A 26,014-nucleotide genomic window follows, 5' to 3' on the forward strand; every position below is an offset into this window, starting at 1 on the left:
ACAATTTATAAATGAATATTGAGATTAAAAAGTCAATAAAACCAATAAAATACGAGGATGCAATAAAATTCCTTGAGGAAAGATTGTTAGAGATAAACAGTGGTCAAAAAAAGGATTTAATATGGATATTAGAACATGAAGAGGTTTATTCAGCCGGTACTAATTATAAAGAAAAAGAAATTATTAATAAAGATATAAATCTAATAAAAACAAATCGTGGAGGAAAAATTACCTATCATGGTCCAGGTCAAATGATTTGTTATTTTGTTATAGATTTAAGAAAAAGAAAAAAGGATATTAGGAAATTTATAACTTTAATTGAAGAGACAATTATTGATAGCTTATCAAAATTTAACATTAAAACATTTGGTGATCCAAAAAATATTGGTATTTGGACTGACCATAAAGGTGAAATTAACAAAGTTGCAGCAATAGGAGTAAGGGTAAGTAAATGGATAGCTTATCATGGATTTGCAATAAATATTAATAATGATCTTTCAAAATATAAAAATATTATTCCATGTGGTATTTCAGATAAAGGCGTAATCAATCTTAAAGAAATTAAAGACCAAGACTATAAGGATTTAGATAAGATTATTATTGATACGTTTTCTAAGAATTTGGAAATCTAAGTCTTTTTGTTTTCAAAAGCTTTTTAAAATAATCTGGTAACAATGCTGTATAGGTATATTTTTTATCATTAATCATAAATTTAATTTGGTATGAATGAAGCATTAAATTTTTATTTATTGCTTTATCGGTATTACTAAATTTATATTTTTGATCCCCGTAGATTGGACACCCTACTGCGTAAAGCTGTTTTCTTAATTGATGCTTTCTTCCTGTAATTGGCTTCATTTCAACAAGACTACATATAGAATTTTTATCTAATACTTTATAAAGAGTTCTAGCTTTTTCAACCACCTCCCTATCATTGTCATATCTAGTTAAATCATCATTCCACTCGCCAAAGTCTTTCTGCAATTCTCCATGACATATCGCCAAGTAAGTTTTATGAACTTTTCTAAGTCTAAATAAAGAGGTTAATAACTGGGCGGACTCTCTATGTTTTGCCATAATAAAAACTCCAGATGTATCTTTATCAAGTCTATGTACAGAAAATGGTTTTGTGTCTTGAAAAATTTCACTACGAGCAAATATATCTACAAGATTTTTTTTTGATTTAGTTCCACCTTGAACTGATATACCAGAGCTTTTATTAAGAACAATGAAATCATCATTGTTATCAATTATTAATTCTTCATTCTCTTTAATAACTTCTTCCGAAGGCATAAATTTGATTGTTTTTTGAACAATTGTTTCTTTAAAATCAAAATTAAATAAATCTATAATGTCACCAGTCTTTACTTTATGAGAACTTTTTATTTTTTTACTATTAATTTTAACCTTTCCACTCTTTAAACTTTTTTCAATTAGGCCTTGTGGGTAATTACCTAGATTGTTTCGTATCCATCTATCAATACGCATATCGTTAAACGTTGAATCAACGTTAAAAGACTTTTTCATGATGATATGATTTTATATAAAAAATTAAGCAGTAGCTAATTTTTTCTCTTCTGTTTTATCTTTTGCTGGATCTTTTTTCTTTCTATCCACTCTTTTTGCTTCAACATCCCTATCTACAAATTCAATTACAGCCATAGGTGCATTATCTCCATATCTAAATCCAGCTTTAATAATTCTAGTGTACCCACCATTTCTTTTTTCGTATCTTTTAGAAAGGGTTTTTGTAACTTTACGAGCTGAAGTAATGTCTTGCAATTTAGTCATCAGCATCTTTGTTGTTAGTAACGTTTCTTTTTTACCCAGTGTAATAATCTTATCTGCTTGAGGTTTTAAGAATTTAGCTTTTGGAAGTGTTGTAGTTATCTGCTCATATTTTATTAAAGAATTAAGCATATTCTTTAATAAAGCTTTTCTATGTTCAGAAGTTCTATTTAACTTCTTATTAGCCATTCCGTGTCTCATTAGATTTGCTCCTCTAACTTTTTAGACATTTCAGCTATATTTTCTGGTGGCCAGTTTGGTATTTCCATACCTAAATATAAAGACATACCAGTTAAAACTTCTTTTATTTCATTAAGTGATTTTCTTCCAAAGTTGGGAGTTCTAAGCATTTCACCTTCTGACTTTTGAACTAAATCTCCAATGTAAATAATATTATCATTTTTAAGACAATTCATAGAACGCACAGATAATTCAAGCTCATCAACTTTTCTTAATAAATTCTTGTTGAATTCAGGCTCAGATGAAACTTCTTTTATCGGTACTTCAACTGGTTCGTCAAAATTAACAAACATATTTAGCTGATCTTGGAAAATTCTAGCAGAATAAGCAACGGCATCTTCAGCAGAAATAGATCCATTAGTTTCAACTTCCATAGTTAATTTGTCGTAATCCAGGGCTTTCCCTTCTCTTGCGGTACTTATAGAGTATGAAACCTTCTTAACTGGACTATATAAAGAATCTATAGCAATTAACCCTAAAGGTGGCTCTTCTGGCTTATTCATCACTGCTGGTACGTATCCCTTACCTGTTCCAACATTCATTTCCATATGAAAGTGAGTGTTTTCATCCAAATTACAAATAACTAAATCAGGATTTAAAATTTCAATATCAGCTACTGGTACTATGTCAGAAGCTTTAATTTCTCCAGGACCTTTAGCATCTAAAATAAGTTTTTTAGTACCGTCTGAAGAGCTTTTTAAAGCCAATGATTTAACATTTAAAACTATATCAGTAACATCTTCTCTAATACCTTTGATAGATGTAAATTCATGTAAAACACCATCAATTTGAATTGAAGTTACAGCAGCACCTCTTATTGATGAAAGTAAAATTCTTCTTAAAGAATTACCTAAAGTTAAACCATAACCTTTTTCTAAAGGTTCGGCGATAATTTTTGCATGTGATTTGTCATCACTAATTTTAACATCTAATTGAGCTGGTTTAATTAATGCTTTCCAATTTTTAGCATTTACATTTAAACTTTCCATTTATTAAACTCTCCTTTTTTTTGGTGGTCTTACGCCGTTATGTGGCATTGGTGTAGTATCTTTTATTGAAAGAATCTTAAATCCTTTCGCTTGTAAAGCTCTCAAGGCAGTTTCTCTTCCTGAACCAGGTCCTTTAACTTGCACAGTTAATGTTTTCATTCCAAACTCTAGGGCCTTAGAGGCTGCAGAATCTGCAGCAATTTGTGCGGCATACGGTGTTGATTTTCTTGAACCCTTAAAACCTTTTTGTCCAGCAGATGCCCAAGAAATTACATTCCCATTAGTATCTGCAATTGAAATTATTGTATTGTTAAAAGTAGACTGTACGTAAGCAATACCATTAAGAATATTTTTTTTTATTTTTTTTTTTTTTGAATAAGAGCTTTTCTTAGATTTTTTATCAACTTTTTTTTCTACAACAGCTTCTTTATTCTCAACTTTATCTACTTTAGCCATAAATTAATTATTTTTTAAGTGGAGTTAATTTTTTACCAGCAATTGCGATTGCTTTACCTTTTCTTGTTCTTGCATTACATCTTGTTCTTTGTCCTCTAACAGGAAGTTTTTTTCTGTGTCTAGATCCTCTATAGCATGCAAGATCGATTAATCTTTTAATAGTTAAAGAATAATCTCTTCTAAGATCGCCTTCTACTTTAAAGTTTGCATCAATATATTCTCTAATTTTTAAAATATCTTCATCTGTAAGTTCGTTGATTCTTTTTGCTTTAGGAATTTCTAAAGAAGTGCAAATTTGGTTAGAAAATTTATCACCTATACCATAGATGTACGTTAGCCCTATGAAGACGAGTTTATTTTGTGGAATGTTTACACCTGCTATACGAGCCATATTTCTGAGAATAAATTTAGCCTTTTATATAAGAAGATGTTCCAAAGTCAACGTCTTAAACCTTAAGAATTTCATTAATTTTATTGGTTATTTGATCAATTTCACCTGCACCGTCGATTTCAGTGAAATTTAAATCTTTTGAATAGAAATCTAATACTGGTTTTGTAGAGGACATATAGGTGTCATATCTAGAAATAACAATGTCAAGATTGTCATCTTTTCTTTTCTTTAAATGTTCAACACCACATGGATGAAGCTCTATTTCTTCTTTATTGAAATACTCATTTAACGTCATATTACATTTTTCACAGGTCATTCTGCCCATAATACGCTTTTCAATAATGTCTCTTGAGACATTTAAGAATATAATGTGCCCTATTTTTTGTTTAAACTCATTTAATATAACTTCCAAGTTATTAGCTTGCTCAACATTTCTTGGATATCCGTCAAAAATAATTCTATCTCTATATTTTAAATTAGTTAAGGATTGTCTCAACAAGGTATTAACAGTTTCATCTGAAACAAATTTACCATTAGATATCAACTTTTCAATTTCAGTACCAAGATCTGTTTTAGATTTAACTTCGTCTCTTAATAGGTTTCCTGTTGATAGTTGAAAGTAATTATGTTTTTTGACTATAGATTGAGCTTGAGTCCCCTTACCTGCTCCTGGAGGACCAAAAAGAATTATATTCACTTGGTTATTTTCCGAATTTTGTTTTTTTAATTAATTGCTCGTATTGAGAGCTCATTAATCTAGTTTGGATTTGTGTAACAGTATCAATTGCGACTACAACAACAATCAAAATAGAAGTTCCACCTAGATAAAAAGGTATTGGATAATTGGCAATTAAAAATTCTGGCATTAAACAAACTATTGTTAAATACAGCGCACCTATTGTTGTAAGTTTTGTTACAATTTTATCAATATACAAAGCAGTGTTTTCACCTGGTCTAATCCCTGGAATAAAGCCACCATATTTTCTTAAATTATCAGCAGTCTCAGTTGGATTAAATGTTATCGATGTATAGAAAAAAGTAAAAAATATTATTCCAGAAGCATAAAGCAACATGTAAAGAGGTTGCCCCTGTGTAAAGTATGAACTTATGTTTAAGAATGCATCATTATCTGAAAAACTAAAATTAGAAAAAGTTACAGGTAATAATAATAAAGCTGATGCAAAAATTGCTGGAATAACACCAGCTTGGTTAATTTTTAAAGGTAAGTGAGAAGACTCACCACCATACATTTTATTTCCCATTTGTCTTTTGGGGTAATTTATTAAAATTTTTCTTAATGCTCTTTCCATAAAAACAATGAACATTATTGTTGCAATTAATAATACAAAAATTCCAATAATCATAATTGTAGATACTGCACCAGTTCTACCAAGTTCAAATGTAGTAACTAAAGCACGTGGAATTTCAGCAACAATACCAGCAAAAATAATTAATGAAATACCATTACCAATACCTCTTTGTGTTATTTGCTCACCAAGCCACATTAAAAACATTGTACCAGCAACAATTGTTGAGACTGCTGTTACAGTAAAAAATAAACCTGGATTAATAACTAAGTCAGGAGAAGATTGTAAACCTATAGATAATCCATAACCTTGAACAGTAGCAAGAACAACTGTTCCATATCTTGTGATCTGAGTGATTTTTGCTCTTCCAGTTTCACCTTGTGCCTTTAAATTTTTAAAATAATCAGAAACACCAGTTAACAACTGAACTATAATTGAGGACGAAATATATGGCATGATCCCAAGTGCAAATATAGCCATTCTACTTACAGCACCACCAGAAAAAACGTTAAACATTCCAAGTAATCCTTTTTGATTACCACTCATCATTGTCTGTAATTGTTCAGGATCAATACCTGGAATTGGCACAAAAGTACCAAATCTATAAACTGCTAGGATAAAAATTGTAAAGATTATTCGATTTTTAAGATCATTAGTTTGAGAAGATGCACTCATAATATCTTAATTATTTTTTTAATTGTATTGTGCCACCAGCTTTTTCTAATTTAACTACAGCAGCTTTTGATATTAGATCAGCTTCAATGCTAACTTTGTCTTTAATGTCACCTGTGCCTAGTATTTTTAATTTTTGAGAATTCTTGTTAATTAATTTCAATTTTATAAGCAAAGCCATGTTTATTACATCGCTTGAATTAATAGTTTTTTCATCAATGTACGATTGAATTTTTTCTAAATTCATTATTGCTATAACAGCCTGATATCTTTTAATTGCATTAAAGCCTCTTTTAGGTAATCTTCTATATAAAGGCATTTGACCACCTTCAAAAGCTTTGATAGCAACACCAGATCTAGATTTTTGACCCTTAACTCCTCTTCCAGAAGTTTTACCTTTTCCAGAACCGATACCTCTACCAACTCTCATTTTTTTTTTATATAAAACTTTTCCAGTAGTATTTAATGTGCTCATTATCCTCTTTTTTCAATTACGTCAGAAATTTTTTTATTTCTAATTGTTGCTATATGTTTTGGTGAATTTTGTTTTGAAAGAGCCTTCATTGTAGCTCTTATCATGTTATGAGGGTTTGATGTGCCCATCGATTTAGCAACTATATCTTTAATTCCTAAAACTTCACAAACTGCTCTCACAGGACCCCCAGCAATGATACCAGTTCCTTTTGGAGCTGATCTTAAAATAATCTTACCTGCCCCATCTTTACCATAAACGTCATGGTGTATAGTTCTACCCTCTCTTAAAGGTATATGAATTAATTTTCTTCTAGCAGTTTCATTTGCTTTTTTAATTGCGTCTGGAACTTGTTTAGCTTTAGCATGAGCTATACCAATTTTACCTGCTTGATTTCCTACAACAACTAGTGCTGAAAAACCAAATCTACGTCCACCTTTTACAACTTTAGTAATTCTATTAATGTGAACTAGTTTTTCTAAAATTCCGTCGTCAATTTTTTTTTTAAAGTCCATAATTAAAATTCCATTCCATTTTTACGCAACGTTTCAGCAAATGCCTTAACTCTACCATGATATTTATATACACCTCTATCAAAATAGATTTTTGTTATTTTTTTTTCTACAGCTTTTTTTGCTAGTTTTTCAGCAACAATTTTAGAAATATCCGTTTTATTAACTTTGCTCATAGCTTTAATATCTTTTTCGATTGAAGAAGAAGAAACTAGAGTAATATTTTTTACATCATCAATTATTTGAGCAGATATATTTTTTGAAGACCTTGAAATACTTAATCTTAATCTATCAGGAGAAGAAACCTTTTTTACTTTATTGGTTACTCTGAACTTTTTTCTTTCAATTGCATTTAGTTTCATTATTTTTTCTTTCCTTCTTTTCTTAATATATACTGTCCTTTTTCTCTAATCCCTTTACCCTTATAAGGCTCAGGTTTTCTAAAAGATTTGATCACAGAACAAACCATACCAACTTGTTGTTTGTCAGATCCACTAACTTTAACAGTTGTTTGTTTTTCAACAACAATCTTAATACCCTCTGGTATATCAAAATTTATATCATGACTATAACCAAGCTGTAGATTTAATTGTTTTTCTTTAAGCGCAGCTCTATAACCAACACCAACTAACTCTAATATTTTTTCATATCCAGTGCTAGAGCCAATAACAGCATTGTTTATTAAACTTCTATTCATTCCCCATAGTCTTTTTGAATTTTGGTCAACTTTTTTTGGTTTGATTGATATTTCTTTTCCTTCAGTAATATCAACATTAAACATTTCTAAATCGACATTAAGAGATTTTTTCCCTAATGGTCCTTCAATATTAAGCACGTTACCGGATAGTACTGCTTTAACTTTTTCAGGGATTGAAATACTTATTTTACCAATTTTAGACATTAAAATACCTTACAGATTATTTCACCACCAACTTTTTGCTTTCTAGCATCAACATCCGTCATAACACCTTTTGGAGTAGAAACTATTGCCACACCAAGCCCACCATTAATTTTTGGTAAACTGTCAGCACTTGAGAAAATTCTTCTTCCTGGCTTTGATACTCTTTCAAATGTGCTAATAACTGGATTTCCTGAATAGTATTTTAGATCTATAGATAAAACTGGTTTTTTATCTTCAGTATCAATTTTATATTCTTTAATAAAACCCTCATTTTTTAAGATATCTGCAATTTTTACTTTAAAGTTAGAAGAAGGCAGTGCAACTTTTTTGTGATTTCTCACTAAAGCATTTTTTATTCTTGCGATCATATCCCCAATTGGGTCACTTAAGCTCATATATTCCTTTCTACCAGCTCGACTTCGTCATACCTGGAATTAATCCATGTAATCCTAAGTCTCTTAAAGCTATTCTTGATATTTTTAATTTTCTGTAAACACCATGTGGTCTTCCAGTAATTTGACACCTATTCATCACTCTATTTTTTGCTGAATTTCTGGGCAAATTAGATAATTTTTGTTGTGCTTTAAATCTTTCTTCAAGAGAAATTTTCTTATCCATAATTATTTTTTTTAAAGCTAATCTTTTTTTAAACAATCTATCTGAAAGTTTAATCCTTTTATCGTTTTTTTGAACTGCACTTACTTTAGCCATTTTTAGTTATCTCCTTTTTTAATAAATGGAAAATTTAATTTTTCCAAAAGTGCGAAACTATGATCTTTGTTCATAGCAGCAATTACAACCACCACATCAAGACCTCTAATTTTGTCTATTCTGTCAAAATTAACTTCAGGGAAAATAATATGCTCTTTAATTCCAAAAGTGTAATTACCAAATTTATCAAAACCTTTAGGTGATAGGCCTCTAAAGTCTTTAATTCTAGGTAGCGCAATGTTAACTAATCTATCAATAAATTCATACATCTTGTTACCTCTTAAAGTAACTTTTAGTCCTGCATTAGTACCTTTTCTTGTTTTAAAATTGGCAACAGATTTCTTAAATTTTGTAACTGTAGGTTTTTGTCCTGTAATTTTTCCCAAATCCTCTTCAGTAGATTTCATAATCTTAGCGTCAGCACCATCTAGACCTAAACCCATATTAATGACAACTTTAAGTACTTTTGGTCCCTGAAAGGTATTTTTAAATCCTAATTGCTCTTTAAGCGCAGGTTGAATTTCTTTGTAATAAAGCTCTTTTAATCTTGGTATCATTATTTTTTAGCCTCAGTTTTTTTTATTTTTTCTTTTGCATCAACAAGTGCAAGGTTTGAAATATGAATAAAACTTTCTTTAGAAATAATTCCACCTTTTTTTTCTTTTGTAGTCTTTACATGCTTCTTCACAATATTAATTCCTTGAACTTTTGCCCTGTTGTTGGGTCTGTCTATTTCAATAACTTCACCTTCTTTTTTTTTATCTCTTCCGGTTAATACTTTTACTTTAGAACCTTTTTTAATCATTTTATAATACCTCAGGGGCTAGTGAAATTATTTTCATTTGACCTCTATTTCTTAATTCTCTTGTTACAGGTCCAAAAATTCTAGTTCCAACTGGTTCACCTTTATCATCAACCAACACTGCTGCATTGTTATCAAATTTAACTTTTGAACCATCGTCTCTATGAATTCCATATTTAACCCGAACTACGACTGCTTTGTGGACAGAACCTTTTTTCACTTTACCCTTAGGTATCGCTTCTTTTACAGCAACAACAATTGTGTCACCAATACTAGCATATCTACGTTTTGATCCACCTAGAACCTTAATACATTCAATTCTTTTTGCACCAGTGTTATCTGCAACTAACATTTCAGTTTGTACCTGTATCATTTAGAACCATCCATTACTTGAAATTTTTTATTTTTTGAAAACGGTTTACATTCAATAATCGAAACCTTATCTCCAGTTTTGAATTTATTATTCTCATCATGCGCATTGTATTTCTTTTGAACTTTAACAACTTTTTTTAGCACAGGATGTGAATATTTTCTCTCTACCGCTACAGTAATAGTTTTATTAGGCTTATCACTAGTAACTACTCCAGTTAATATTTTTTTAGGCATTTAATTTTCCTTTTAGTATAGTTTTTAACCTTGCTATCGTTTTTTTTGTTTGTCCAATTTTTGATGGATCTTTAATTTCAGAATTAATTCTTTGAAATCTAAAATTAAATAAATCTTTTTTCAACTTATCTATGTTTTTTAAAACTTCGTCTTTAGATAATTTTTTTATTTCTTGTATTTTCATATTATGCAAATCTTTTTATAAACTTAGTTTTAATAGGTAATTTAGCTGATGCTTTATAAAGAGCTTCTTTTGCAATTGCTTCAGAAACACCGTCTATTTCAAATAAAATTCTACCAGGTTTAACTCTACATGCCCAATATTCAGGAGCACCCTTACCTTTACCCATTCTTACTTCAACAGGTTTTTTTGAAACTGGAATATTTGGAAAAATTCTAGTCCAAACACGTCCTTGTCTTTTCATATGTCTTGTTAAAGCGACCCTAGCAGCTTCAATTTGTTTACCAATAATTCTTTCAGGAGCCATAGCTTTTAAAGCAAATGATCCATAATTAATCTTCGCAGCACGTGTAGCTGTTCCATGAATTCTACCTTTATGAGCTTTTCTATATTTTGTCCTTACTGGCTGTAACATAATTACTCTTTAACCTCTTTAGGCTTAACTTTATTTGTTTCCTGACTAAATTCTCTTGCGAAAACTTCACCTTTGTAAATCCAAACTTTAATTCCAATAATTCCAAATGTTGTTAAAGCTTCTGCTTCATCATAATCAATATCTGCTCTTAATGTGTGAGAAGGAATGCTACCCTCTCTCAACCACTCTGTTCTTGCGATTTCGTTACCACCAAGTCTACCACTTATTGCAACCTTAATTCCCTTGGCACCTAACCTCATACAAGACTGCATGGCTCTCTTCATTGCTCTTCTGTATGATATTCTTTTTACTAGTTGCTGTGCAATATTTTCAGCTACTAAAAAAGCATTAGTTTCAGGTTTTTTAACTTCTTTAATGTTTAAAGATACTTCATTGCTTGTAAACTTAGATAAATTGTTTTTAATTTTATCAATATCACTACCTTTTTTACCAATAACAAACCCTGGTCTTGAAGTGTAAATTGTAACAAAACATTTATTTGAAGTTCTCTCTATCATTACTTTTGATACACCAGAGTTAACTACATTTTTCTTGATATAGGCTCTAATTTTAAAATCTTCAATTAGATAATTTCCAAAATCTTTCTTTTTAGCATACCAAACAGAGTCCCAACCTCTATTCACACCAAGTCTAAAACCTATTGGATTAACTTTTTGTCCCATGACTCTCCATTTGTTTTGCTTCTGATAATATAATTGTAATTGTTGAATATGGTTTTAAAATTGGTGCAGCTCTACCTTTTGCTCTAGGTCTAAATCTTTTCATAACAACTTTTTTCCCACAATAAGCTTCTTTAACAATTAACTTATCAATATCATATTGATTGTTATTTTCAGCATTAGCGATAGCTGATGAAACTGTTTTTCTGATCTCTCTAGTTATTCTTTTTGCAGAAAATTGTAATTCTCTAATAGCAACATCAACTTTTTTTCCAACAATTGCCTTAAGAATTGGATTAAGTTTTCTCACACTAGATCTAATATTATTATTTACTGATCTAACTGTATCTACTTTAATTCTATTAATTTTCTTTTTCTTATTCATGGTTATTTCTTAGCTGTTGCTGGTTTTGCTTTTTTATCTGCAGGTGTATGTCCAAAAAATGTTCTTGTTGGTGAAAACTCACCAAGTTTGTGTCCAACCATATCTTCAGAAATGGTAACAGGTATAAATTTTTTTCCATTATAAATCAAAAAACTAACACCAATAAATTCAGGAATTATAGTTGATTTTCTTGACCAAGTTTTAATTGGCATTTTTTTGGGGTCTAATTTTTGTTTTTCAACTTTTTTAATTAAGCTCTCTTCGACAAAAGGACCCTTCCATACTGATCTAGCCATTATTTTTTAGTATCCTTTCTTTTATTTCTTCTTTTAACTATAAACTTATCTGTTCTTGCGTTTGTTCTTGTTTTTAATCCTTTTGCACCTTGACCTGTCGGAGATACTGGATGTCTACCACCAGCACTCTTACCTTCACCACCACCGTGTGGGTGATCAACTGGGTTCATCACAACTCCTCTTGTATGGGGTCTTCTACCTAGCCATCTTGATCTTCCAGCTTTACCAATTTTAATATTTTTTTGGTCTGGGTTTGACAAAACACCAATTGTTGCCATGCATCTTGAGTCTATTCTTCTAACTTCGCCAGAGGTCATCTTAACTAATGAATAATTGCCATCTAAACCGCTTATAGTCACAGAAGTGCCAGCGGATCTAGCTATTTTTCCACCACCACCTGGTTGTAATTCAACGTTATGCACGTTTACACCCACTGGAATGTCTCTTAAAGGCATACAATTACCAACTTTAATTTCTTTTGCAGGGCCATTTTCAACAACATCACCAACATTAATTTTTTGAGGTGCTAAATAGTAAAAATGAGTTCCGTCTTCAAACTTAATTAACATAATATAACATGATCTGTTTGGGTCATACTCGATACGCTCAACTGTACCAGGCACATCAAATTTTTTTCTATAAAAATCTACAAGTCTATACATTTTCTTATGGCCGCCACCTGACATATTTCTAGAAGTGATATGACCATTGTTGTTTCTTCCACGCATTGAATTTTTAGGCTCAACAAGCATTTTAAAAGGTTTACCCTTCCATAGACCCGTTCTATCAACAAGAACGGTTCCTCTAGTAGATTTTGTATATGGTTTGAATGTTTTTAATGCCATTATTTAAATTCCTGTTGTTAGATCGATACTTTGACCTTTTTTTAGAGTTATAATTGCCTTTTTATACCCTTGAATATTTACTTTTTTCCCTCTTTTAACAACTTTTCTGTTTTGCTTATTGATTATGTTAATTTTAATAACATTTACTTTAAAAATTTTTTCAATATTTTTTTTTAAATTAGTTTTGTTAGCTTCTCTTGGAACTTTAAATACAATTTTATTTTGCTCGGAAAGATTTGTTGTCTTTTCAGTTAGCATTGGTGATAAAATTTTATCATATAAATGTATCTTATCCATTTTAAGAATATCTCTTTTCTAGTTCTTTTATTGAACTTTCAGTAAACACAACTTTTTTAAATTTAATAATATCAAAGGCACTAAAGTGGTTTACGTCAGTAACTTTAACATTTGGTATGTTTCTCATTGATTTTTCAACTTTATCTTTTGAAATCTTATCTAGAATTATTAATGAATGAGTTAAATTAAATTTTTTGATGATTGATTGCATTTCTTTAGTTTTTTTAATTTCAGTAGCAAAATCACTAAAGATTAATAGATTATTAAGCTTATTCTTTTCAGTAATTAGTGATGCTACACTCAATTTTTTTTCACTTTTGTTAAGTTTTCTTTTTTTATAGGCTAATTGACCTTTTGGACCATGTGCTACACCACCACCAACAAATATAGGAGCTTTTCTACTCGCATGACGTGCTCCACCTGTTCCTTTTTGAGCATAAATCTTCGAAGTAGATCCAGCAATTTCATTCTGTTGTTTTGTTTTAGCGTGCCTACCTTTGTAGTTAGCATTAGTTTTGTATAAAACATTATCTACCAGTTTTTTATTTATTTTTGCTGAAAAAATTTTATCCAAAACCTCAATTGAGTCTTTTTTCCCATCTAAATTTATTTTATCAATTTTCATTATCTTTTCTTTTTATCTGGTGTTTTTTTAGCCTCTTCTGCAGCAGCAATTTTTTCTTTAATAGTTAGTTTATTAATAGCTTTAACTGATTGTTTGACTAATACTTCTGAGTTCTTAGAGCCTGGTATTGAACCTTTTAAGTATAATAATTCGTTTTCTAAATCAGTTTTAATTATCTCTAAATTTAGCATTGTTCTAACTCTGTCCCCCATATGACCAGCCATTTTTTTTCCTTTAAAAACTTTACCAGGATCTTGTCTTTGACCTGTTGAGCCATGAGATCTATGTGAAACAGAAACACCATGTGTAGCTCTTAAACCACCAAAGTTGTGTCTTTTCATCGCTCCAGCAAAACCTTTTCCAATAGTTTTTGAAGTAGTGTCAACAAATTTGACTTCATTAAAAATTTCTAAACCAAATTCATTACCTTCTTTGTATGGCTCTGTATCTTTTACTCTAAATTCTTTTAATTTTTTCTTTGCTTCAGTATTTTTTTTAGCATACATGCCCTTCATTGCTTTTGTAAGTTTTGAGCTTTTAATGTTGCCAAAACCTAATTGTATAGCTTTATATCCACGTTTATCTTCTTCAATCACACTAATAACTCTAGCTTTTTCCATTTTAATTACTGTAACAGGAACTAAACGACCAGTATGGTAAAACTCTCTTGTCATACCTATTTTTTTTCCAACTAAAGCTATTTCAGTCATAATTAAATTTTTATCTCCACATCGACACCAGATGCTAAATCTAGTTTCATTAAAGCTTCTACAGTTTGAGGTGTAGGTTCAATGATATCAATCAATCTTTTATGTGTTCTTGTTTCAAATTGCTCTCTACTTTTTTTATCAATGTGAGGTCCTTTTAAAACTGTGTATTTTTCAATTCTAGTTGGTAGTGGTATTGGCCCTTTAACTGTGGCACCCGTTCTCTTAACAGTGTTTACAATTTCTTCAGTAGAGGCGTCCAAGATCTTATTGTCGTAAGCTCTTAATTTAATTCTAATGTTTTGTTTTTCCATAATATTTATCCAGCAATCTTCTTAGTTACTTCATCCTGCACGTTTTGTGGGACTTTAGAGTAATGATCAAAAAACATTGAGTACTGAGCTCTTCCTTGAGACATTGATCTTAAGCTGTTTATATATCCAAACATATTCGCTAAAGGAACCATTGCAGTTATAACTGTCGCATTTCCTCTGCTTTCTTGCTCACTTATTTGGCCTCTTCTACTATTTAAATCACCAATAACATCGCCCATGTAATCTTCAGGAGTTACAACTTCAACTCTCATTACTGGCTCTAATAATTTCAATCCACCTCTAGTACAAGCTTCTTTAAAGCAAGCTCTACCAGCAAGTTCAAATGCAAGCACACTAGAGTCAACATCATGGTGTAATCCATCTAAAATTGTAACTTTGAAATCAATCATGGGAAATCCAGCTAGAATTCCACCATCAGATATTGTTTCAATACCTTTCTCAACACCTGGAATAAACTCTTTAGGAATTGATCCACCTTTAATTTTGCTATCAACCTCCCTACCTTTGCCTGGTTCTTGAGGTTCTACTAAAAGTTTAACTTTTGCAAACTGTCCCGCACCACCACTTTGTTTTTTGTGTGTGTATTCAAACTCAGATGCGTTTTGAATAGTTTCACGGTAAGCAACCTGAGGTGCTCCAATATTTGCTTCAACATTAAATTCTCTTTTCATTCGATCAACAATAATATCTAGGTGTAATTCCCCCATACCTTTGATTATTGTTTGACCAGATTCTTCATCTGAAGTTACTCTAAATGAAGGGTCTTCTTTTGCTAATCTAGCTAAAGCTTCACCCATTTTTTCTTGGTCAGCTTTTGTTTTAGGTTCAACTGCAATTTCAATTACTGGCTCCGGAAACTCCATTGGCTCAAGCAAAACTGGGTTGGCCTCATCACATAAAGTGTGACCAGTTATTGTATATTTAAGACCAGCTAATGCAACGATATCACCGGCATTTGCCTCTTTAATATCTTCTCTAGAATTTGCATGCATTAAAAGCATTCTGCCGACTCTTTCCTCTTTTTCTTTTGAAGTATTATAAACAGCAGTTCCAGTTTTAATTGTTCCAGAGTAAATTCTTATAAAAGTTAATGATCCAACAAATGGATCGTTCGCAACTTTAAAAGCTAAAGCTGAAAAACCAGCTCCATCTTCAAATTTCATTTCTTTGATATCTTCGGTTCCTGGTATTGTTCCATTAATTGAACCAATATCAATTGGGCTTGGTAAATAATTAATAACAGCATCAAGTAAAGGTTGAACACCTTTGTTTTTAAATGCTGAACCAGTAGTTATCGGAACAAAGTTGAAATTTAGTGTTCCTTTTCTTATACACTTAACTAAATCTTCTTCTTTAATTTCTTCACCATTTAAATAGCTTTCCATTAATTTTTCGTCCTGTTCTACAGCAGTTTCAACAAGTTCAGTTCTATATTTTTGAGAAATCTCTTTTAAATCATCAGGAATCTCTTTGTATTCCCACTCTGCACCTAAGGCTTCATTTTTCCAAACCTGGGCTTTCATCTTAACTAAGTCAACAACTCCAACTAGATCTGCTTCCATACCAATTGGAACTTGTATAACCAAAGGTTTGCAACCAAGTCTATCTCTAATCATATCCACACATCTATAAAAATCTGCACCAGTTCTATCTAGTTTATTTACAAAGCAAATTCTTGGAACTTTATATTTATCAGCTTGTCTCCATACTGTTTCTGATTGAGGCTCAACACCTGCAACACCATCAAAAACGCATACAGCACCGTCTAAAACTTTTAATGATCTTTCAACTTCAATGGTAAAATCTACGTGACCAGGAGTATCGATAATATTAATTCTATGGTCATTCCAAAAACAAGTAGTTGCAGCTGAAGTAATTGTGATTCCTCTTTCTTGTTCTTGCTCCATCCAATCCATTGTTGCTGCACCATCATGAACTTCACCAATTTTGTGACTTTTTCCAGTGTAGTATAAAATTCTTTCAGTAGTAGTGGTTTTACCGGCATCAATATGAGCCATAATTCCAATGTTACGATATGTGTCTAATGTATTAATTCTAGCCATAATTTTTTACCACCTAAAATGAGCAAAGGCCTTATTCGACTCAGCCATTTTATGCACATCTTCTCTTTTTTTAACTGCTGATCCTTTTTTTTCATACGCATCATACAGTTCATTAAAAATTTTATCAGACATATGTTTGTCTTTTCTTTTTCTTGAAGCATCAACTAGCCATCTAATCGCAAGTGCTTGAGCTCTGTTAGATTTTACTTCAACAGGAACTTGATAGGTTGCACCACCAACTCTACGAGATCTAACTTCTACAGTAGGTTTGATATTGTTTATTGCTTCGTTAAATACGTTAATTGGCTCTTCTTTAGTTTTTGATTTAATTTTTTCAATTGCTTCATATACAATTTTTTCAGCAACAACTTTTTTTCCATCGTACATGATTGAGTTAATTAGTTTTGGAATAATAGTTGATTTAAAAATCGGATCTGGAGTGACAACTTTTTTTGGTTGCGTTTTTTTTCTAGACATAATTATTTACCTTTTTTAGTTCCATACAAAGATCTACGTTTCTTTCTATTTGCAACTGCTTGTGTATCTAGATTTCCTCTAAGAATATGATAACGAACACCAGGTAAATCTTTAACACGACCACCTCTAATTAAAACTACTGAGTGCTCTTGAAGGTTATGCCCTTCACCACCAATGTAAGCTGTAACTTCAAAGCCATTTGAAAGTCTAACTCTTGCAACTTTTCTTAGTGCAGAATTCGGCTTTTTAGGAGTTGTTGTGTAAACTTTAAGACACACACCTCTTTTTAAGGGTTGTTTTTCAAGTGCAGGAACTTTATTTCTTGCAACAGGTCTAGTTCTTTTCTTTCTTAACAACTGATTAATAGTTGGCATAAATTTTTTTAATTAATTAATTAATTTATTTTTGAATGAAAATAACTGACAGGTTATTTTGTGGCAGCGTTTAGTTCCGTAAAGTAGGTACTACATTCCAACCAAAAACATCGTCAAAATACTATTAAATCTCTGATTGTCAAACTAAAACTACAAGTTAAAAGTGTTTTTTTAATTAATTAGCAGGAGTTTCTGTAGCTTCTACAGGCTCAATTTTTTCCTGATCAGCTAAAAATTTATTGTCAGCTTCAATGGCATTTTCATTCCATTTGTTCTTGATATGACCAGTTCCGGCTGGAACTAATCTACCAACAATAACGTTCTCTTTTAAGCCATTTAAAGGGTCAACTTTACCTTTAATAGCAGCATCAGTTAAAACTCTTGTAGTTTCTTGGAATGAAGCTGCAGAGATAAATGACTCTGTTTGAAGTGAGGCTTTAGTAATACCCATTAAAACTCTTTCGCCTGATGCAGGATTTTTTCCTTCAGCAACAAGTTTTTCATTTGCATTATCAAACTTAATTCTATCAATCATTTCACCAGGTAAGTAAGACGAATCACCGGACACTTTAATTTCAACTTTTTTAAGCATTTGTCTTAATATTGTTTCAATGTGTTTGTCATTAATAACAACACCTTGTAATCTATAAACTTCTTGAACCTGATTAACAAAATATTCTGTTAAATCTTTAATGCCTAAAATTCTCAAAATATCATGAGGTAAAGGCTGACCATCTAAAAGATATTCACCCTTTTTAATTTTCTCACCTTGGTTAAAGTTGATATGTTTACCTTTAGGTATTAAATAATTTGAAGGTTCTCCATCATCTGGTTGAATTGAAATTTTTTGTTTACCTCTAACTTCTTTACCAAACAACACTTGTCCATCGTTCTCAGCAATAATTGCACTATCTTTTGCTTTTCTAGCTTCAAATAATTCAGCTACACGTGGCAATCCTCCAGTAATATCTTTTGTTTTAGTTGTTTCTTTCGGAAGTCTGGCGATTATATCACCAGCAAATATTTTTTGACCATCTTTAACAGAAAGAATTGAATCAGGAACTAAATAGTATCTTGCTTCATTATCATCTGCTTTTTTAATAACATTACCCTTCTCATCTCTTAAGGTAATTCTTGGTTTTAAATCTGTGTTTTTAGATTGTGCTCTCCAATCAACAACTGATTTAGAAGAAATTCCAGTAGCATCATCAGTTGTCTCTTGAATAGAAACACCATCGATTAAATCTACATACCCAGCAATACCACTTTTTTCTGCAATAACTGGCGTTGTATAAGGATCCCACTCACAAATTTTTTCATTAGCTTTTATTTTATCACCATTTTGGAAAAATAATTTTGATCCATAAGCAACTTTATAAATTGCAACTTGAACACCGTTATTATCTTCAATTGATAGTTGGGTATTTCTTCCCATAACAATTAGATTTTTCTTAGAATCTTCTAATAAATTAGTGTTAATAATTTTCAAAGTACCTGCAGATTTTGCAACAATTTCAAACTCTTGCTTAACAGAAGCGGTGCCACCAACATGGAAGGTTCTCATTGTTAACTGGGTACCTGGCTCTCCAATTGATTGAGCTGAAATCATACCTATTGCTTCACCAACGTGAACCATTTTTCCTCTAGATAGATCTCTTCCATAACAAGTAGCACAAACACCGATTTTAGAGCTACAAGTCATAACTGAATAAGCTTTGATAAATTTAACACCAGCTGCATCAATTTTATCACAACCTGATTCGTCAATCATAGTTTCTTTTTTAATAACTACTTCACCAGTGATAGGATTTTTTACATCAAAAGCTGTAACTCTACCAAGCGCTCTTTCTGATAAACTAACAACTACATTTCCACCTTCTAAAATTTCTGCTAACTCAATAAACCCTGGATTATCACATTTAATTTTTGAAATTGTAAGGTCTTGAGCTACATCACAAAGTCTTCTAGTTAAATAACCTGAGCTTGCAGTCTTTAGGGCTGTATCAGCCAAACCTTTTCTGGCTCCGTGCGTTGAATTGAAATATTCTAAAGCAGTTAAACCTTCTTTAAAATTAGAAATAATAGGAGTTTCAATAATTTCACCAGATGGTTTTGCAATAAGACCCCTCATACCAGCCAACTGTTTCATTTGAGCAGCTGAACCCCTAGCTCCACTATCCGCCATCATAAATACTGAGTTAATCTTCATGCCATCAGGAGTACTTTCAGTAGCTGAAATACCTCTCATCATTTCACCAGCTACTTTGTCAGTACATTTTGACCAAGCATCAACTACTTTGTTGTATTTCTCGCCTCTAGTAATTAAACCTTCTGAATATTGATTTTCATAATCAGCAATTAATTTTTTAGTATCATCAATCAATTTTCCTTTGTTTGCAGGAATAACCAAATCATCTTTACCAAAAGAAATACCTGCTTTAAATGCGTGTTTGAAGCCTAAATCTTTTAAATGATCACAAAAAATAACTGTAGTTTTCTGACCACAAAACCTGAAAACACTATCAATAATTTCTGAAACGGTTTTTTTAGGAAGCAGTCTATCAATCATTGAAAAAGTAATATCTTTATTTTTTGGTAATAAATTAGCTAATAAAAATCTTCCAGCAGTTGTTGTATGTTTTTCAACCCTTTTATTACCCTTCTCATCAAGTGTTTCAAACCTTGAAACAATAGTGGAGTGTACTTTTATCTGACCCGTTGATAAAGCATGTTCAATTTCATCATTATTTATAAAGTAACCATCTGGCTTTTCCGTTTGAAATGGTGCTTGAGATAAATAGTATAGACCTAAAATCATATCCTGGCTCGGTACTATGATAGGTTTGCCATTTGATGGACTTAAAATATTGTTCGTTGATAGCATTAAAATTCTAGCTTCTAGTTGAGCCTCTAAACTTAGAGGAACGTGAACAGCCATTTGGTCACCATCAAAGTCAGCATTAAAAGCTGCACAACATAATGGGTGTAATTCAATTGCATCTCCCTCAATTAACTTAGGTTCAAAAGCTTGAACCCCTAGTCTGTGAAGCGTTGGTGCACGGTTTAATAAAACTGGGTGTTCTCTTACAATAAGTTCTAACGCATCCCAAACAGCATTAGTTTCTTTTTCTACTAATTTTTTTGCCTGTTTAATTGTGGAAGCTAATCCTAATTTATTTAATCTGGCATACAGAAATGGCTTAAATAATTCTAAAGCCATTTTTTTCGGTAAGCCACACTCATGAAGCTTAAGGTCAGGACCTACAACAATTACAGATCTTCCTGAGTAATCAACTCTTTTTCCTAATAAGTTTTGTCTAAATCTACCTTGCTTACCTTTAAGCATCTCTGCTAAAGATTTAAGTGGACGTTTACCAGTTCCAGTAATTACTCTTCCTCTACGACCATTATCAAATAAAGCATCAACAGACTCTTGAAGCATTCTTTTTTCATTTCTAACAATAATGTCAGGAGCTTTTAAATCCATCAGTCTCTTAAGACGATTATTTCTGTTTATAACTCTTCTATAAAGATCATTAAGATCAGATGTTGCAAATCTTCCACCATCTAGTGGAACTAAAGGTCTTAATTCAGGTGGTATAACTGGTATCACTGTTAAAATCATCCATTCTGGCTTTTGACCAGTTTCTATAAATGACTCGATTAACTTAAGTCTTTTTATCGATCTTTCTTCATTAACTTTTGATTTTGTTTCTTTAATTGTGTTAATTAAAATTTTTCTTTCTTGCTCAAGATCCATTGACTTTAGAATTGATAAAATTGCTTCAGCTCCTATACCAGCTTCAAATGATTCTTCACCAAACTCATCTTGGTATTTAGCTAATTCTTCTTCGTTAAGTAATTGGTTTTTTTGAAGACCTGTTAAACCAGGCTCAATAATTATAAAATTTTCAAAATAAAGAACTCTTTCAACTTCTTTTAGCTTCATGTCAACGGCTAATGAAATTCTACTAGGTAACGATTTTAAAAACCAAATGTGTGCAACAGGAGTAGCAAGGTTTATGTGACCCATTCTCTCTCTTCTTACATTCGATTTTGTTACTTCAACACCACATTTTTCACAGATAATTCCTCTAAACTTCATACGTTTGTATTTACCACACAAACATTCGTAATCTTTTATTGGTCCAAAAATTCTAGCACAAAACAAGCCATCTTTTTCTGGTCTAAAAGTTCTATAGTTAATAGTTTCAGGTTTTTTAATTTCACCATATGTCCAAGATTTAATTTTTTCAGGGCTAGCTAAAGTAATTTTAATGCTATTAAAATTTTGAGCTTCAGAAACTTCACTATTCTTAAATAAGTCTGTTAATTCTTTTTTCATATTTAATTTAACTCTATGTTTAATGCTAATGATTTAATTTCTTTAACTAGAACATTGAACGATTCTGGTATTCCTGATTCAAAATTCTCTTCTCCTTTAACAATTGTTTCGTATACTTTAACTCTTCCAGCAACGTCGTCTGACTTAACTGTTAAAATTTCTTGTAATGTATACGAGGCTCCATAAGCTTCGAGTGCCCATACTTCCATTTCACCAAATCTTTGTCCACCTAACTGAGCTTTACCACCCAAAGGTTGCTGGGTTACAAGACTATAAGGTCCAGTAGATCTTGCATGAATTTTATCTTCAACAAGGTGATGAAGTTTTAACATATAGATGATTCCAACTGTTACTGGTCTATCAAACATTTCACCTGTTCTACCATCCCATAAATTAGTTTGGCCAGAAGTAGGTAATTTAGCTAACTCAAGCATTTCAGACACATCTTTTTCTTTAGCTCCATCAAATACTGGAGTTGAAATTGCTATACCATTTTGTAGATTTTCACATAAATCTGCAAATTCAGTCTTGTTTAATTTGTCAATACCTCCATCAAAAACTTCTTTTCCATAAACTGATGTTAAAAAAGATGAAATTTTTTGAGTTTTCTCAAATTTTTTATTATTTTCATTTACTAATCTTTTAACTTCTTCACCAAATTCTTTACAGGCCCATCCAAGGTGTGTTTCTAAGATTTGACCTACGTTCATACGACTTGGAACCCCAAGTGGATTTAATACGATATCAACTGGTCTTCCATCTTCTCTATAAGGCATATCTTCGACAGGTACAATTTTACTAACTACACCCTTGTTTCCGTGTCTTCCTGACATCTTGTCACCAGGTCTTAATCTTCTTTTAATCGCAACAAAAACTTTTACCATCTTCATCACACTTGGTAATAAATCATCACCACTTCTAATTTTTAAAACCTTATCTTCAAATCTTTCTTGAATATCTTGTTTTGCTTGATTATATTGATCTTTTAATTGGGCAATACTTGCTTCATCACTAACATTGCCTACTGTTATTTTGAATACATCATTAATACTAATTTTGTTAATTGTCTCAAGATCAAGTTTGGTACCTTCATCTAAATCTTTAATTTTTTTAGTTAAAGAAGCTCCAGAAAAAATCTGATTAGCTCTTTGCTTTATACTTCTTTCTAAAATTTCTTCCTCTACAATTTTATCTTGTTGAACAATTTCAATTTCTGCTCTTTCGATTGTTATGGATCTTTCATCTTTTTCAATACCATGTCTATTGAATACTCTGACATCAACAATTGTTCCACTGCTTCCTCTGGACATTTTTAAAGATGTATCAGTTACATCAATTGCTTTTTCACCAAAAATTGATCTTAATAATTTTTCTTCAGGTCCTGATGCTGAATCACCTTTTGGCGTAACTTTACCAACCAATATGTCTCCAGCTTTTACTTCAGCGCCAATATAAACGATTCCCGACTCATCTAGATTTTTTAAAGCTTCTTCATTTACATTTGGAATATCTCTAGTGATTTCTTCTTCACCTAACTTTGTATCTCTAGCCATAACTTCGTATTCAACGATATGAACTGATGTAAATACATCGTCTGTAACACATCTTTCTGAAATTAGAATAGAGTCTTCAAAATTGTAACCTTGCCAAGGCATAAATGCTACTGTCACATTTTTTCCAAGCGCTAATTCACCTAGCTTAGTAGACGGTCCATCAGCAATAATATCACCTGATTTAACTTTATCACCTACTCTAACAAGTGGTTTTTGGTTAATACATGTATTTTGGTTTGATCTTTTAAATTTTTGTAGGTTATAAATATCTACACCTGATTTTGTGAAATCTGTTTCTTCAGTTGCTTTAATTACAATTCTTTTTCCATCAATTTTATCAACAGTGCCATCACGATTAGCAACTATAGTAACACCTGAGTCAAGAGCTACATCACTTTCAATACCAGTACCAACTAATGGAGATTCTGGTTTTAAAAGAGGGACTGCTTGTCTCATCATGTTGGATCCCATTAGGGCTCTGTTTGCATCATCATTTTCCAAGAAAGGGATTAGTGATGCTGCTACAGAAACCAACTGTTTGGGTGAAACATCAATGTAATCAATTTTTTCAGGTCTTGATAAAACGAAGTTTAAGTTTTCTCTGCAAGGAACAAGCTCTTCTAAAATTTTTCCATTCTTATCAAGTTTGGCATTAGCTTGTGCGATTGTATATTTTGTCTCTTCCATCGCTGATAGATACTCAACTTTATCTTGAACTACACCATTCTGTACTTTTTTATATGGGCTTTCAATAAAACCATATTTATTAATCTTAGCATAAGTAGATAGGCTATTAATCAAACCAATATTTGGTCCTTCAGGTGTTTCAATTGGACAAATTCTTCCATAGTGAGTTGGGTGAACATCACGAACATCAAATCCAGCTCTTTCTCTTGTTAGACCACCTGGTCCTAAAGCTGAAACTCTTCTTTTGTGTGTAATTTCAGATAGTGGATTTGTTTGGTCCATAAATTGTGAAAGTTGTGAACTTACAAAAAAATCTTTAAGGGAAACCGTTAAAGGTTTTGCATTAATTAAATCTTGTGGCATTGCTGATTCAATATCAAGAGTTGTCATTTTTTCTTTAATAGCTCTTTCCATTCTATAAACACCAATACGTGCTTGGTTTTCAACAAGTTCACCAACAGACCTTACTCTTCTGTTACCTAAATGATCAATGTCATCAACCTCATCTTTACCATCTCTTAAATCTAACATTTTGTGAACAATGGCAATTATGTCGTCATTTCTTAAAATCGTAATTTTATCAGAACATTCAAGGCTCAACCTTGAATTCATTTTAACTCTACCCACATCTGAAAGGTCATACCTATCCGAACTAAAGAATAAGTTATTGAATATTTGTGTAGCAATCTCAACAGTTGGTGGTTCGCCCGGTCTTAAAACTTTATAAATTTCAGTAATCGCATCATTTTTAGAATTATTTTTATCATTTAATATTGTTGATAATAAATAAGGACCTTTATTGATAGAATTTGTAATAGAAATCTCAATTGAGTTTATGTTAGCTTCTAAAATTTGTTTGATAATAGTGTCATTTAGCTCAGTACCAATTCCAAAGGTTCCTTCTTCTTCATCGTCGCTAACTTTAACTTCATTATGTAAATATTTTCCAATTAAAGATTCTTGAGATACTAAAATATCTTTAAGTCCATCTGTAGCTAGTTTTTTTGCACTTAAAAAATTAATTTTATCACCAAGCTTAATTACAATGTTTCCAGTTTTAGCATCGGTAACTTCTTCAGAAAAATTTTTAGCTTTATAGTTTTCAGAATTAAATTTAGTCTTCCATTTACCTGTTTTTGCATCAAATGAATAAGTATCTTTATCGTAAAACTCATCAGCTATTTCAGATTTAGTTAAACCTAAAGCCATCAAAAGACTTGAAGCAAATATTTTTTTCTTTCTGTCTATCTTAAAATATAAGAAATCTTTTACATCGTATTCTAAATCTAACCAAGATCCTCTGTTAGGAATAACTCTACAGTTAAATAATAATTTACCACTTGCATGTGATTTACCTTTATCATGATCAAAGAAAACTCCAGGACTTCTATGCATTTGGTTTACAACTACTCTTTGAACACCATTAGTTATAAAAGTTCCACTGTCAGTCATCATAGGCACTTCACCCATGTAAACTTCTTGTTCTTTTGCAGATAAAATATCTTTAGTATTATTTTCTTGATCTATCTCGTAAACAACCAATCTTAAAGTACATTTTAATGCTGACGTAAAAGATAATCCTCTTTGAATACATTCTTCAGTATCAAATTTTGGCTTTTCAAGTCTATAAGAAACATATTCTAATGTTGCTTTATCATTTAGATCCTCTATTGGAAAAATACTTTTAAAAACCCTATCAAATCCTTTTGATAAATCCCCTGCTTCACTATCAAAGTCTGTAAGCTGTTTGTATGAATTTTTTTGAACTTCAATTAGATTTGGAATAGATAAAGTTTCTACAAGCTTTCCGAAGCTTTTTCTAACATTTTTCTTCTGAGTAAAAGATAATTGCATTTAATACTAATCGCTGGTTAATAAATTAACCAGTTTATAAAATCTTTC

33 protein-coding genes are annotated in these 26,014 nt (G+C 31.3%); 1 reads left to right on the top strand and 32 read right to left on the bottom strand.

Annotation, left to right across the window (positions count from 1 at the left end; all coding sequences use genetic code 11):
* Positions 1–11: 11 nt before the first annotated feature.
* Positions 12–632: a lipoyl(octanoyl) transferase LipB gene (lipB, locus tag ABXT48_RS03935; protein ID WP_415285727.1), complete on the top strand. Its 621-nt coding sequence runs from the start codon at positions 12–14 to the stop codon at positions 630–632.
* On the opposite strand, the gene ABXT48_RS03940 is transcribed toward lipB, so the two are convergent.
* From ABXT48_RS03940 to rpoB, 32 genes are all read right to left on the bottom strand, one after another.
* Complete coding sequence (locus ABXT48_RS03940; RefSeq protein WP_415302551.1) at positions 613–1,527, bottom strand: RluA family pseudouridine synthase; 915 nt, start codon at positions 1,525–1,527, stop codon at positions 613–615. The genes lipB and ABXT48_RS03940 overlap by 20 nt on opposite strands.
* Positions 1,528–1,551: 24 nt before the next feature.
* The gene (rplQ, locus tag ABXT48_RS03945) at positions 1,552–1,989 is read right to left on the bottom strand and encodes a 50S ribosomal protein L17 (protein ID WP_415285729.1); all 438 of its coding nucleotides are present in this window, start codon (positions 1,987–1,989) and stop codon (positions 1,552–1,554) included.
* The gene (locus tag ABXT48_RS03950) at positions 1,989–3,017 is read right to left on the bottom strand and encodes a DNA-directed RNA polymerase subunit alpha (protein WP_415285730.1); all 1,029 of its coding nucleotides are present in this window, start codon (positions 3,015–3,017) and stop codon (positions 1,989–1,991) included. The genes rplQ and ABXT48_RS03950 overlap by 1 nt, the downstream gene beginning before the upstream one ends.
* 3 nt (positions 3,018–3,020) lie before the next feature.
* Positions 3,021–3,473, bottom strand: a complete 453-nt coding sequence (rpsK, locus tag ABXT48_RS03955; protein ID WP_415285731.1) for a 30S ribosomal protein S11 — start codon at positions 3,471–3,473, stop codon at positions 3,021–3,023.
* Between the two features lie 7 nt (positions 3,474–3,480).
* Positions 3,481–3,864, bottom strand: coding sequence for a 30S ribosomal protein S13 (gene rpsM / locus ABXT48_RS03960; RefSeq protein ID WP_415277693.1), 384 nt, complete (start codon positions 3,862–3,864; stop codon positions 3,481–3,483).
* Positions 3,865–3,919: 55 nt separating this feature from the next.
* Positions 3,920–4,561, bottom strand: a complete 642-nt coding sequence (locus tag ABXT48_RS03965; protein WP_415285732.1) for an adenylate kinase — start codon at positions 4,559–4,561, stop codon at positions 3,920–3,922.
* Positions 4,562–4,565: 4 nt separating this feature from the next.
* On the bottom strand, positions 4,566–5,846 hold the full coding sequence (gene secY, locus ABXT48_RS03970; RefSeq protein ID WP_415285734.1) for a preprotein translocase subunit SecY: 1,281 nt from the start codon (positions 5,844–5,846) through the stop codon (positions 4,566–4,568).
* A 10-nt stretch (positions 5,847–5,856) separates the two neighbouring features.
* Positions 5,857–6,318, bottom strand: coding sequence for a 50S ribosomal protein L15 (gene rplO, locus ABXT48_RS03975; RefSeq protein ID WP_415285735.1), 462 nt, complete (start codon positions 6,316–6,318; stop codon positions 5,857–5,859).
* Entirely contained in the window at positions 6,318–6,830 is a 513-nt protein-coding gene (gene rpsE, locus ABXT48_RS03980) for a 30S ribosomal protein S5 (protein ID WP_415285429.1), read from the bottom strand. The genes rplO and rpsE overlap by 1 nt, the downstream gene beginning before the upstream one ends.
* Before the next feature lie 2 nt (positions 6,831–6,832).
* Positions 6,833–7,189, bottom strand: coding sequence for a 50S ribosomal protein L18 (rplR, locus tag ABXT48_RS03985; protein WP_415285736.1), 357 nt, complete (start codon positions 7,187–7,189; stop codon positions 6,833–6,835).
* Positions 7,189–7,728 (bottom strand): 50S ribosomal protein L6, encoded by a 540-nt coding sequence (rplF, locus tag ABXT48_RS03990; protein WP_415285737.1) that lies wholly within the window; start codon positions 7,726–7,728, stop codon positions 7,189–7,191. Before rplF ends, rplR begins: the two co-directional genes overlap by 1 nt.
* Positions 7,728–8,123, bottom strand: coding sequence for a 30S ribosomal protein S8 (rpsH, locus tag ABXT48_RS03995; RefSeq protein ID WP_271492411.1), 396 nt, complete (start codon positions 8,121–8,123; stop codon positions 7,728–7,730). The genes rplF and rpsH overlap by 1 nt, the downstream gene beginning before the upstream one ends.
* A gap of 10 nt (positions 8,124–8,133) precedes the next feature.
* On the bottom strand, positions 8,134–8,439 hold the full coding sequence (rpsN, locus tag ABXT48_RS04000) for a 30S ribosomal protein S14 (protein WP_271492416.1): 306 nt from the start codon (positions 8,437–8,439) through the stop codon (positions 8,134–8,136).
* Positions 8,440–8,441: 2 nt separating this feature from the next.
* Complete coding sequence (gene rplE / locus ABXT48_RS04005; protein ID WP_415285738.1) at positions 8,442–8,996, bottom strand: 50S ribosomal protein L5; 555 nt, start codon at positions 8,994–8,996, stop codon at positions 8,442–8,444.
* The gene (rplX, locus tag ABXT48_RS04010; RefSeq protein WP_415285739.1) at positions 8,996–9,244 is read right to left on the bottom strand and encodes a 50S ribosomal protein L24; all 249 of its coding nucleotides are present in this window, start codon (positions 9,242–9,244) and stop codon (positions 8,996–8,998) included. Before rplX ends, rplE begins: the two co-directional genes overlap by 1 nt.
* 1 nt (position 9,245) lies before the next feature.
* On the bottom strand, positions 9,246–9,614 hold the full coding sequence (rplN, locus tag ABXT48_RS04015) for a 50S ribosomal protein L14 (RefSeq protein WP_271492422.1): 369 nt from the start codon (positions 9,612–9,614) through the stop codon (positions 9,246–9,248).
* Complete coding sequence (gene rpsQ, locus ABXT48_RS04020) at positions 9,611–9,847, bottom strand: 30S ribosomal protein S17 (RefSeq protein WP_271492425.1); 237 nt, start codon at positions 9,845–9,847, stop codon at positions 9,611–9,613. The genes rplN and rpsQ overlap by 4 nt, the downstream gene beginning before the upstream one ends.
* A complete protein-coding gene (gene rpmC, locus ABXT48_RS04025; RefSeq protein ID WP_415277703.1) occupies positions 9,840–10,031 on the bottom strand; it encodes a 50S ribosomal protein L29 in 192 nt (63 codons plus the stop codon). The genes rpsQ and rpmC overlap by 8 nt, the downstream gene beginning before the upstream one ends.
* Position 10,032: 1 nt before the next feature.
* A complete protein-coding gene (rplP, locus tag ABXT48_RS04030; RefSeq protein WP_271525610.1) occupies positions 10,033–10,443 on the bottom strand; it encodes a 50S ribosomal protein L16 in 411 nt (136 codons plus the stop codon).
* A gap of 2 nt (positions 10,444–10,445) precedes the next feature.
* The gene (gene rpsC / locus ABXT48_RS04035) at positions 10,446–11,126 is read right to left on the bottom strand and encodes a 30S ribosomal protein S3 (RefSeq protein WP_271492433.1); all 681 of its coding nucleotides are present in this window, start codon (positions 11,124–11,126) and stop codon (positions 10,446–10,448) included.
* Positions 11,110–11,508, bottom strand: a complete 399-nt coding sequence (gene rplV, locus ABXT48_RS04040) for a 50S ribosomal protein L22 (RefSeq protein ID WP_271492435.1) — start codon at positions 11,506–11,508, stop codon at positions 11,110–11,112. The genes rpsC and rplV overlap by 17 nt, the downstream gene beginning before the upstream one ends.
* A 2-nt stretch (positions 11,509–11,510) precedes the next feature.
* On the bottom strand, positions 11,511–11,804 hold the full coding sequence (gene rpsS / locus ABXT48_RS04045; RefSeq protein ID WP_271492437.1) for a 30S ribosomal protein S19: 294 nt from the start codon (positions 11,802–11,804) through the stop codon (positions 11,511–11,513).
* Positions 11,804–12,649, bottom strand: coding sequence for a 50S ribosomal protein L2 (rplB, locus tag ABXT48_RS04050; protein ID WP_415285740.1), 846 nt, complete (start codon positions 12,647–12,649; stop codon positions 11,804–11,806). Before rplB ends, rpsS begins: the two co-directional genes overlap by 1 nt.
* A 3-nt stretch (positions 12,650–12,652) precedes the next feature.
* A complete protein-coding gene (gene rplW, locus ABXT48_RS04055; protein ID WP_271525613.1) occupies positions 12,653–12,946 on the bottom strand; it encodes a 50S ribosomal protein L23 in 294 nt (97 codons plus the stop codon).
* A 1-nt stretch (position 12,947) separates the two neighbouring features.
* The gene (gene rplD / locus ABXT48_RS04060; protein ID WP_415285741.1) at positions 12,948–13,571 is read right to left on the bottom strand and encodes a 50S ribosomal protein L4; all 624 of its coding nucleotides are present in this window, start codon (positions 13,569–13,571) and stop codon (positions 12,948–12,950) included.
* Positions 13,571–14,281, bottom strand: a complete 711-nt coding sequence (gene rplC, locus ABXT48_RS04065) for a 50S ribosomal protein L3 (protein ID WP_415285742.1) — start codon at positions 14,279–14,281, stop codon at positions 13,571–13,573. Before rplC ends, rplD begins: the two co-directional genes overlap by 1 nt.
* Positions 14,282–14,283: 2 nt before the next feature.
* Positions 14,284–14,592 carry a 30S ribosomal protein S10 gene (gene rpsJ / locus ABXT48_RS04070; protein WP_271492964.1) on the bottom strand — a complete coding sequence of 103 codons (309 nt, stop codon included), beginning with the start codon at positions 14,590–14,592 and terminating at the stop codon, positions 14,284–14,286.
* Positions 14,593–14,597: 5 nt separating this feature from the next.
* The gene (gene fusA / locus ABXT48_RS04075) at positions 14,598–16,676 is read right to left on the bottom strand and encodes an elongation factor G (protein WP_415285743.1); all 2,079 of its coding nucleotides are present in this window, start codon (positions 16,674–16,676) and stop codon (positions 14,598–14,600) included.
* A 6-nt stretch (positions 16,677–16,682) separates the two neighbouring features.
* Complete coding sequence (rpsG, locus tag ABXT48_RS04080) at positions 16,683–17,153, bottom strand: 30S ribosomal protein S7 (protein WP_415277708.1); 471 nt, start codon at positions 17,151–17,153, stop codon at positions 16,683–16,685.
* Positions 17,154–17,155: 2 nt separating this feature from the next.
* Positions 17,156–17,527 carry a 30S ribosomal protein S12 gene (rpsL, locus tag ABXT48_RS04085; protein WP_169036396.1) on the bottom strand — a complete coding sequence of 124 codons (372 nt, stop codon included), beginning with the start codon at positions 17,525–17,527 and terminating at the stop codon, positions 17,156–17,158.
* Positions 17,528–17,702: 175 nt separating this feature from the next.
* Positions 17,703–21,872: a DNA-directed RNA polymerase subunit beta' gene (gene rpoC / locus ABXT48_RS04090; RefSeq protein ID WP_415302553.1), complete on the bottom strand. Its 4,170-nt coding sequence runs from the start codon at positions 21,870–21,872 to the stop codon at positions 17,703–17,705.
* A gap of 2 nt (positions 21,873–21,874) precedes the next feature.
* On the bottom strand, positions 21,875–25,966 hold the full coding sequence (gene rpoB / locus ABXT48_RS04095; RefSeq protein WP_415285745.1) for a DNA-directed RNA polymerase subunit beta: 4,092 nt from the start codon (positions 25,964–25,966) through the stop codon (positions 21,875–21,877).
* Between the last annotated feature and the right edge of the window lie 48 nt (positions 25,967–26,014).

The organism is Candidatus Pelagibacter sp. Uisw_101, assembly GCF_047727615.1.
GTDB lineage: Bacteria > Pseudomonadota > Alphaproteobacteria > Pelagibacterales > Pelagibacteraceae > Pelagibacter.